The organism is Desmonostoc vinosum (genome assembly GCF_059505385.1).
The window spans coordinates 1-9353 of record NZ_JCACKM010000213.1 but is presented as its reverse complement, the minus strand read 5'-3'; the positions used below and the strand labels follow the sequence as shown (position 1 = coordinate 9353).

8 protein-coding genes are annotated in these 9353 nt (G+C 41.2%); 6 read left to right on the top strand and 2 right to left on the bottom strand.

Annotated elements, in window-relative coordinates:
• Positions 1–333: 333 nt before the first annotated feature.
• Positions 334–1521 carry a lipid-A-disaccharide synthase gene (gene lpxB, locus AC5JMF_RS25495; RefSeq protein WP_495798500.1) on the top strand — a complete coding sequence of 396 codons (1188 nt, stop codon included), beginning with the start codon at positions 334–336 and terminating at the stop codon, positions 1519–1521.
• Entirely contained in the window at positions 1493–2749 is a 1257-nt protein-coding gene (locus tag AC5JMF_RS25490) for a DNA cytosine methyltransferase (RefSeq protein ID WP_495798499.1), read from the top strand. The genes lpxB and AC5JMF_RS25490 overlap by 29 nt, the downstream gene beginning before the upstream one ends.
• A gap of 23 nt (positions 2750–2772) precedes the next feature.
• Here AC5JMF_RS25490 and AC5JMF_RS25485 read toward each other — a convergent pair whose 3' ends face one another.
• Entirely contained in the window at positions 2773–3096 is a 324-nt protein-coding gene (locus tag AC5JMF_RS25485) for a DUF1825 family protein (RefSeq protein ID WP_495798498.1), read from the bottom strand.
• A 568-nt stretch (positions 3097–3664) separates the two neighbouring features.
• Here AC5JMF_RS25485 and AC5JMF_RS25480 point away from each other — a divergent pair.
• Positions 3665–4468, top strand: coding sequence for an ABC transporter permease (locus AC5JMF_RS25480; RefSeq protein ID WP_495798497.1), 804 nt, complete (start codon positions 3665–3667; stop codon positions 4466–4468).
• A 514-nt stretch (positions 4469–4982) separates the two neighbouring features.
• Positions 4983–6824, top strand: a complete 1842-nt coding sequence (locus tag AC5JMF_RS25475) for a bifunctional serine/threonine-protein kinase/formylglycine-generating enzyme family protein (protein ID WP_495798496.1) — start codon at positions 4983–4985, stop codon at positions 6822–6824.
• Positions 6825–6886: 62 nt separating this feature from the next.
• Here AC5JMF_RS25475 and AC5JMF_RS25470 read toward each other — a convergent pair whose 3' ends face one another.
• Positions 6887–7876, bottom strand: a complete 990-nt coding sequence (locus AC5JMF_RS25470; protein WP_495798495.1) for an alpha/beta hydrolase family protein — start codon at positions 7874–7876, stop codon at positions 6887–6889.
• A 202-nt stretch (positions 7877–8078) separates the two neighbouring features.
• On the opposite strand from AC5JMF_RS25470, the gene AC5JMF_RS25465 reads away from it, so the two are divergent.
• Together AC5JMF_RS25465 and AC5JMF_RS25460 are read left to right on the top strand one after the other, a co-directional pair.
• Complete coding sequence (locus AC5JMF_RS25465; protein ID WP_495798494.1) at positions 8079–8735, top strand: DUF1003 domain-containing protein; 657 nt, start codon at positions 8079–8081, stop codon at positions 8733–8735.
• Positions 8736–8901: 166 nt separating this feature from the next.
• Positions 8902–9207, top strand: coding sequence for a PHD finger domain-containing protein (locus AC5JMF_RS25460; protein ID WP_495798493.1), 306 nt, complete (start codon positions 8902–8904; stop codon positions 9205–9207).
• The last annotated feature ends 146 nt before the right edge of the window (positions 9208–9353 follow it).

Sequence of the window (9353 nt, the reverse complement as noted above, 5' to 3'; positions counted from 1 at the left end):
ACGCTCCTGTGTCGCTAACGCTGACGCTCGTACCTCGCTACCGCTGACGCTCGAGTCCTCGCTACCGCTTCGCTAACGCTAACGCTATCGAGGACTCGCTACCGCTGCGTTAACGTAATTCGTAATTAAGTTTTGTAATGGGGATTTGACCCCAACACAAAACTTGCCGGTTATAGAACCGGGGGACTTAAACCCACGGAACTTGTTAATTATTCTCTCTTATCCCCTCATGCTCTAGCCCACCATTCCCCACTCCCTAACGCCACTTGCTACAACGGGGGGAACCCCCGCAACGCAGTGGCTCCTCCCTACTCCCTACTCCCCAATTACTAAATGCGGTTATTTATCAGCACTGGCGAAGTATCTGGCGATTTGCAAGGATCGCTGCTGATTGCAGCGCTCAAGCGTCAAGCTGTTGCTGCTGGATTGGAATTAGAAATTTTAGCCTTGGGTGGCGAAAAAATGGCAGAGGCAGGTGCAATTCTTGTGGGCAATACCAGTGGTATTAGCTCAATGGGAATTTTGGAAAGCCTGCCTTTTGTGCTACCAACGCTTCAGGTACAGCGACAAGCGATCGCCTGTTTAAAACAAAATCCCCCTGATTTGGTTGTATTAATCGACTATATGGGGCCAAATCTCGGTATTGGCACTTATTTACGCCAGCATTTGCCACAAGTACCTGTGGTGTATTATATTGCGCCGCAAGAATGGGTATGGTCAGCGAATCTTCGTAATACTAACCGGATTGTCGGCTTTAGCGATCATCTGCTAGCAATCTTCCCCGAAGAAGCCCGCTACTTTCAAGCGAAGGGCGCAAAAGTTACTTGGGTGGGACATCCTTTGCTTGACCTGATGCAAAACGCTCCTAGTCGCCAAGAGGCTCGTGCTAAATTGGGGATTACGGCAGAACAAATGGCGATCGCTCTTTTGCCTGCCTCTCGTCGCCAAGAATTAAAATATCTCTTACCGATAATTTTTCAAGCTGCCCAAAGTATACAAGCTAAATTACCAGAGGTTCATTACTGGATTCCTCTGTCTTTGGAAGTCTACAGGCAACCAATTGAGCAGGCAATTGAGCTTTATGGTTTACGGGCTACAGTTGTATCAACTCAACAAAAGGAAGTGTTAGCCGCTGCTGATTTTGCAATTACCAAATCTGGCACTGTCAACTTAGAACTGGCACTACTAAATGTGCCACAAGTTGTGGTTTATCGCCTGCATCCGATTACTGTTTGGATTGCCCGAAAAATTCTCAAAGGTTCAATACCCTTCGCCTCACCACCCAATTTGGTAGTCATGAAGCCGATTGTGCCAGAGTTATTACAAGAGCAAGCTACACCAGAGAATATCACCCAAGCAGCTATGGAACTGTTAGTTAATCCCAGCCTTAGAGAGCAAACTTTAGCAGATTATGCCCAAATGCGGCGTTGCTTAGGAGATGTGGGAGTATGCGATCGCGCGGCTCAAGAAATTTTGCAAATGGGGTTGGGGAATGAGAAAACAACGAGCGATCGCAGTTGACTTGTTTGCCGGTGCAGGTGGTATGACTCTTGGTTTTGAACAAGCTGGTTTTGATGTCCTAGCATCTGTGGAAATTGACCCCATCCATTGTGCAACCCACGAGTTTAATTTCCCGTTCTGTTCTGTTTTATGCAAAAGCGTTGAAGAGACAACAGGGGAAGAAATTCGCTTCTCGTCGGAGATTGGCGATCAAGAAATTGATGTAGTGATTTGTGGCTCACCATGCCAGGGATTTTCACTAATTGGGAAACGAGCTTTTCATGACCCACGAAACTCTCTTGTATTTCATTTTCATCGGTTAGTTTTAGACTTAAAACCGAAGTTTTTCGTCATGGAAAACGTGCGGGGGATTACAGTTGGTGAACATAAACAAATTCTCAAAACTTTAATTAACGAATTTAAACTTTGTGGTTATCAAGTAGAGGAAAACTACCAAATTTTAAACGCTGCTCATTACGGAGTACCACAGTCTCGTGAGAGATTATTTCTCATAGGAGCAAGAGTTGATGTGGAGTTACCAAAATATCCTCAACCAATTACTCAAAGCGCTAAACCCAATGGTTTAAGCTCTAAACAATTATCTGATCTTCCTGTGAGTCCTACAGTATTAGATGCAATTGGTGATTTACCTGAAATTGAAAAATACCCTGAGTTATTAACAAGAGATTGGGTTGTAGCAGAATACGGAAAACCGAGTAACTATGCTCTGGTGCTGCGTGGTATTAGTTCCTTGGAAGATGATTATGCTAGGATACGCGAGTACGATTCGCGGATTCTTTTCTCAAGTTTCCGAACAAAACACTCCCAGGAAACAGTTAGGCGTTTTCATGAAACTCAACAAGGCGAAAGAGAAAAGATTAGCCGTTTTCATAAACTGCATCCTGAAGGTGTTTGTAATACTTTAAGGGCCGGAACAGACCAATATAAAGGTTCTTTCACCTCTCCAAGACCGATTCATCCCTTCGTACCCAGATGCATTACAGTTAGGGAAGCAGCACGATTACATTCTTATCCAGATTGGTTTCGATTTCATGTAACCAAATGGCATGGATTTCGGCAGGTTGGTAATTCGGTACCGCCATTGTTAGCAAAAGCTGTAGCAGCAGAGATTATTCATAATTTGCAAGCATCACCTTCTAAACCTAGCTTTCGACAGCGGCTAGGAGACGAAAAACTACTACAATTAACTATGTCGCAAGCAGCACAGCTTTATCGCCAACAATTGTGATGCGAGCGCTATTTTTCTAACCCCTATGTCTGACTCTCTAACTCAGTTTTCATCCGTTGTAGGGTGAGATGCATTTGGTCAAACATTTGTTGCGGAGTCACACCAAATTGCCCTAGCTGAGTTTTGAGTTGTTCCACAGTCATTTGTGCCATAAAATCCTCTGACAGCTCGAAACGCTTCATAAAGATGCGATATCGATCCATCATCGCCTCCATTTGCTCAATGAACAGCTTTTTACCTTCAAGGTCAAATTTACCGTAATTGTTGCCAAGCTTGATCAGCGCTTGATAATCTTCAAACAACTGCTTTGCTTCTTGCTGAACTATCTCTGAATCAAAGAATCCCATGTCTTTTAGATTTAACTGAGTGCCGAAACTCAGTAGGTTAATAATTTTTGCCTATACTTTTATTTTAGTCTAGGAGACTTATCCAAGGAACAAGCTTCGGTTTAAGTACGGTTTTCTATCCAAATTTCAACACTTGACCAAACATATGGGAATCTGGCTTGATTTATGAAATTATTTGCATGGGCAGGGAGTAGCTGACAGGTGTAGGTTTTTAATATTTTGCGTTTTGATCGACGCGGGGATGGGGGGACGCGGGGATGGGGAGATGGGGGGACGCGGGGACGGGGGAATGCGGGGATGCGGGGATGCGGGGATGCGGGGAAAGATTTTGGTGGTCAGATCTCTAGCTTTTACCCTTTGGGAAGCCACACTCCGGGTGTTTACAAAAAGTTGGGGATCTAGCAATCCAGTCTACTTTCAAGCTGAACAAGCATGTAATTTTTCACACAACGAGGGCATGAAAATACTTCTTCCCCCCACTCCCTACTCTCTACTCCCAAATTAATATTGACTATTAACACGAAATGTGCTATTAATTGGCATTAATATGAAATAACTAAATAAAAACGTGACTATATCTCCATCACTAAAAAAACCGCGTGTCTTATGGCAGGCGGTTTTCTCACTGTTGATATTTGTATTCATGTACCTGCCTATCCTGGTACTTGCTTTCTATAGCTTTAATGAGTCAGCCTATAGTGCCACTTGGCAAGGATTCACCTTTGAATGGTATCGCAAGTTATTCAATGACGATCGCATTTTATCGGCTTTACAGAACAGTTTGATCGTTGCTGGTTGTGCGGTGGGTATTTCAGCGGTGTTGGGAACTTTGATGGCGGTGGGGTTAGCGCGTCATCAATTTCCTGGTAAGAGTTTGTATCGCGGGGTTAGTTACCTACCATTAATTATTCCTGATATTGCGATCGCAGTGGCTACTCTAGTGATGCTAGCGACGTTTGCCATCCCATTGAGTTTGTGGACAATTGTGGCAGCCCATGTAGTGTTTTGTCTTGCCTATGTGGCACTTGTAGTAGCTTCACGACTTACCAACTTAGATCCCCACTTAGAAGAAGCAGCACTAGATTTAGGCGCTACACCAACACAAGCTTTTATGAAAGTATTATTACCGCAATTAATGCCTGGAATTGTAGCAGGTTATCTGTTAGCTTTTGTTCTGAGCTTCGATGATTTTCTGGTTTCTAGTTTTACTGCTGGTAGTGGTTATAACACCCTGCCGATGGAAATTTTTAGTCGAATTAGAACAGGAGTCAAGCCTGATATTAACGCTCTCAGTGTAATGTTGATTTTAGTATCTGCGATCGCTGCTTTAATCGCCGAACTAATTCGTGCTTCTGGAGAAAAGAAAAACTGAATTCAAAAGGGAACATTAGTATTTTAGAGAACAAGAAACAAAACATATTCTTTTCCCTGTTCCCTTCTTCGATGATACAGATAATTGGTAATAATAATTACGTTCAAAATTAGATTTGGAACTTATTGGTAAATTAGAAAAACTGAGCCAATTGTTACAAATTTCATAGACTTGAATATATTGACGAACTTTAAAGTTTCGCATATGATTTTTTATAGAATAACTATGCGTGCATTTATATCTACTCATATTTAAAACGTCCCAACACAGATAAGTAAATCAATAGAATCTCTTCATTTTTATCCTGATGTGTGGAGAAGTTTTAAACACATAAAGTAGAGCGCAGATAAATAGGGTACAAATTTTCCGAACAAAGTCATATCACAAAAGACTTTCAACCCTATTCTCTGTGATGCTGCTTTAAATAAACATCCGTGTTCGCTTCTCTACATAGCTATTTTCAATTAGATAATTTTGGGGCTAGCTTTGGACAAGATGCTATTTCCTCTTCATTATGCAAATCTGCCAAAATCCCAATTGCTCAAATCCATTTAATCCTGAAAGCAATAGATTTTGCATAAGTTGCGGACAAAGCAACTTTGGCAAGCTTCTCAGGAATCGCTACCGTGTATTGAAACTATTAGGTGAAGGTGGGTTCAGTAGAACTTACGAAACCGAAGATGCAGACAGATTGGATGCCCCTTGTGTCATCAAGCAATTTTTTCCACAAATTCAAGGAACAGGACAACGTACTAAAGCGGCACAATTTTTCAAAGAAGAGGCTTTCCGGTTGTATGAATTAGGAGAAAACCACACTCAAATTCCTAGATTACTAGCTTATTTTGAACAAGGTTCTAGCTTATACTTAGTACAAGAGTTTATTCAAGGACAAACTCTTTTACAAGAAATTCGGCAACATGTATATGACGAAAAACAAGTCCGAGAACTTCTAAGTGATCTATTACCAGTTCTGGAATTTATTCATTCTTGTAATGTTATTCATCGAGATATTAAACCAGATAATATTATTCGTCGGGAAAGTGATGGTAAGCCGGTATTAATTGATTTTGGTGGTGCTAAACAGGTAACACAAACTAGTATAGCGAGACAAGCGACGGTAATTTATACCGTCGGTTATGCACCGACAGAACAAATGGCTGGATTTGCTTGTCACGCGAGCGATTTATATGCTTTGGGTGTAACTTGTGTACGTCTTTTAACTCAATGTTTGCCCTTACAAGATGCCTATGGACAAATTAATGATTCTCTTTATGATGCGATGAATGCTAAATGGTTATGGCACGAACGATTACAAGAAAAAGGTATTACAATTAGTGACGATTTAAATAAAATTTTAGATAAATTACTGAAACATTTACCAAATGACAGATATCAAACAGCGGCAGCAGTTCTCGATGATTTGCAGTCTACAACATCTACGATCGCACCTGTTACTCTCAAAATTCCGACTGTTGCCCAACCGACATCACTACCTCCACCAGAAAAAATCATAATCCCACTACCGCCCTTAGAAAACTTTGAGTTTGATATAGTAACAGTAGACACAGCTGGTAGAGAAGTTAATCGCGATCGCCACAATGCGAAGTTTTTTGCTGAAGAATTGAGTAAAAATGTCGCCCTAGCAATGATATCGATTCCTGGTGGCACATACATCATGGGTTCACCAGAGTCTGAAGGTGATGCCGATGAACGTCCTCAGCATCAAATTACAGTTGAACCTTTTTTCATGAGTAAATACCCCATCACCCAAGCACAGTGGAGAGTTATAGCAGCACTACCCAAAGTTAAACAGAATTTAAATCCTAATCCTTCCAAATACAGAGGTCTAAATCGACCAGTAGAAAGTGTATCTTGGCATGAAGCGGTGGAATTTTGTCTGAGGCTGTCGCAAAAAACTGGACGCGACTATCGTTTACCCAGCGAAGCAGAATGGGAATATGCTTGTCGTGCTGGCACTACCACATCTTTCCATTTTGGTGAAACGATTACCTCTGAATTAGTGAACTGTAGCAGTGATGAAACTGTCGAATCCAAAGGGAGATATCGCAGAGAGACAACAGACGTGGGCAGTTTTCAAGTAGCGAACGCTTTTGGATTATATGATATGCACGGGCAAGTTTGGGAATGGTGTGCTGACCCATGGCATAACAACTATAATGGCGCACCAACTGACGGTAAAGTTTGGCAGTTGGGTGGCGACTTTAACCGTCGAGTGCTACGGGGTGGTTCTTGGAGTTTCAGCGCCGAACTTTGTCGCAGCGCCAGCCGTAGCTGGAATGAGTCAGATGGGGGGTTGAGAATATGTGGCTTTCGCGTGGCATTTAATGAGTGCTGATTGGGGACTGGGGATTGGGGATTGGGGACTGGGGAAGATTAAGCCCCATTCCCAATCCCCTGCTACTTACGAGTTACGTTAACTGGGTTGGTGACAACCACATTTGGATCAAGATCATCGCCTGTGTAATATACGTAATCAAAAGCACCTTTGTCGCCAAGAACACTAGCACGCAAAAAAAGACCACTCCAACGAGCAATAGTTTCTACTGCCACATCTTGATTCAGGGTAGAGTTAGTAGGGTCTGGTATTGCTCCTACAGGACTATTGGTATTGGTTATACCAAAATGATTTACACCAGAAATACTAATCAACGCTTTGGGGGGACTTTGAATATTTTTGTAGGTTCCTTCAGCCCTATAAGGAAGTGCCCTATTATCTAAAGTTCCTTGTAATAGGGCAATGGGAATTCCAGAATTGTTGATGGTGATAAACTTGTCTTTACTATCGCGGAGATTTGCTCCAAAAAATGCTCCAGCTACAAGTTCCTTGGGACGTTTGAAGTCACTTTCACATAGAGAAAGAGACTTGACGCAGAGGTTGCCAATTGCAGATAATCCTACAGCACCGCCGAAAGAGTGTCCAAGCAAAGCTAGTTTTCGTGTGTTGACTTTACCTGTCACAGGTGAACTAGATTTGAAATTTTCTTTCACCATTTGTTGTAAAACGGCATTAATTTCGGAAGTTTGAGGTAAAAGTGCTTTTTTACCCAAACGTGGAACGTAGCGATCGCTATTCGGTACAACCACTATAAATCCATAGCGAGCTACTATGCTGGCAAAATCTGAATAATTCGCTTTATCCACAAGTGCGCCTTGCAACAACAACACTACAGGAAACGAATATTTGCTAGTTTTCAAGTCTTTGGGGTTGGGATAGTAAATGTCTGCTGAATGCTTACTAGCGGAGATTGTAGTTTGATAGCTAGCCACATCTTTAAATATTGGAGACGGATTAAAAGTTGCAGCAATTAGCGTTTCACTGACACCTAACACAATCATTGCTGCACTAGCAGAAGCTACAGAAAATGCTTTGAAGTTAATCACATCCATTACTTTTTTCTTCCTATTAGAACAACCTCTCCACTCCCCACCTCAGCAAATAATTTCATGAATCAAGCCAGCTTTAACTATATGCACCCATCACTTTTATTTATCATTTAGACAAAAAAGAATATTTGATTCTATCTTTTAATGAGCGTAAATTAAAAGTCATGAGGTCAAAGACAAATTGAAGTAACGCCAGAGGTGCAATATGAATCCAGTAAACAGAGTATCACCAAGCGATGTCAATGCAAACATAGTTCAAAAATTAGATGCAGACAACACTACTGAAAAAATAACTCGTGGTCAGCGTCTTGCGGATAAACTAGCATCACAAGTAGGTTCTTGGGGATTTTTGATTGGTCAAAGTGCCGTATTAGCTGGGTGGGTTGGCTTAAATGTAATGCCTGGAGTTCCCCATTGGGACGAGTCACCATTCATGATGCTAAATTTGGTGTTTTCATTTGCTTCAGCCTACACAGCACCAGTTGTGTTGATGAGTCAAAACCGTCAGTCTGAAATTGACCGCAAAAAAGCTGAAAAGAACCATAAAGTCAACTTAGAATCTGGGCAACATATTGAACTGTTGCATGAAAAATTAGATGATTTGCACTCCAAGCAGCTAGAAGAACTAACCCTAATTATCAAACAACAGCAGCAGACTTTGAATGAGTTAAGAGTAAGTTTAGTACCTGCATCTAAAGCAATTAAACAAACAAAAGTTAGCCTGATGCCAGGACTCAATTTTCAAATAAACAGTGATCAATTCCCCAAGATGAACTCTGCAAACAAACCCTTCGACTTTACCCAACCGATTGGTGACAATCACAAAGTTACTGAGAAACTGGTGCGTAGTCGTGTAGAGTAGGTTAAGGCAGCGTTTTGATGATTGCGATCGCCTGAAATTTAAATTCTCTCATCAAAACTATCTTTTGAGTATTTTGAAAACAAAAAGCATTTGCTTTAACCAAATAATTGAATCATGCTGAAAATGTTATTTTCTTAATTAGAGCATTGGCAAAAATAAGAGCATTATGAAAGTTTTCAGAATAGTCGTGGTTGCTTTAGTCCTTTTGTTTAACTTAGTAATTATCCAGCCCTCTTTGGCAGATGATCAACCACTTTCTTCCATTAGTCATCCTAGCTACGCAGTAGGTCAAAAAGTCGTCTGGCTTTATAAAGCTCGTGCAGATTCTAACGATATTCAAAGAATTCCTGCCGAAGTGGTCAAAATAGGCTCCAAGAAACTGCAAATCAAAGTACGCAAAAACGATAACGAATTTGTTAATCGTTGGGTAAATTTAGACAAGCTGGAAAATTCGCACCAAATTAAAGAATAGAGAGCGCTAAAAATAGTAACGTAGGTTTGGTCAAATAAATTTAATCCTAATGGTAGATGGCAAAAAATATCATTTATTAATCACCTTTGATTAGTAGACTTCTTGCAAAAATACTTGAACCGTCAGAGACTCAAGTCTCTGCCTAA

Coding starts and splice junctions, on each gene's coding strand:
- lpxB (WP_495798500.1), top strand. CDS start 334: ATGCGGTTATTTATCAGCACTGGCGAAGTATCTGGCGATTTGCAAGGA.
- AC5JMF_RS25490 (WP_495798499.1), top strand. CDS start 1,493: ATGAGAAAACAACGAGCGATCGCAGTTGACTTGTTTGCCGGTGCAGGT.
- AC5JMF_RS25485 (WP_495798498.1), bottom strand. CDS start 3,096: ATGGGATTCTTTGATTCAGAGATAGTTCAGCAAGAAGCAAAGCAGTTG.
- AC5JMF_RS25475 (WP_495798496.1), top strand. CDS start 4,983: ATGCAAATCTGCCAAAATCCCAATTGCTCAAATCCATTTAATCCTGAA.
- AC5JMF_RS25470 (WP_495798495.1), bottom strand. CDS start 7,876: ATGGATGTGATTAACTTCAAAGCATTTTCTGTAGCTTCTGCTAGTGCA.
- AC5JMF_RS25465 (WP_495798494.1), top strand. CDS start 8,079: ATGAATCCAGTAAACAGAGTATCACCAAGCGATGTCAATGCAAACATA.
- AC5JMF_RS25460 (WP_495798493.1), top strand. CDS start 8,902: ATGAAAGTTTTCAGAATAGTCGTGGTTGCTTTAGTCCTTTTGTTTAAC.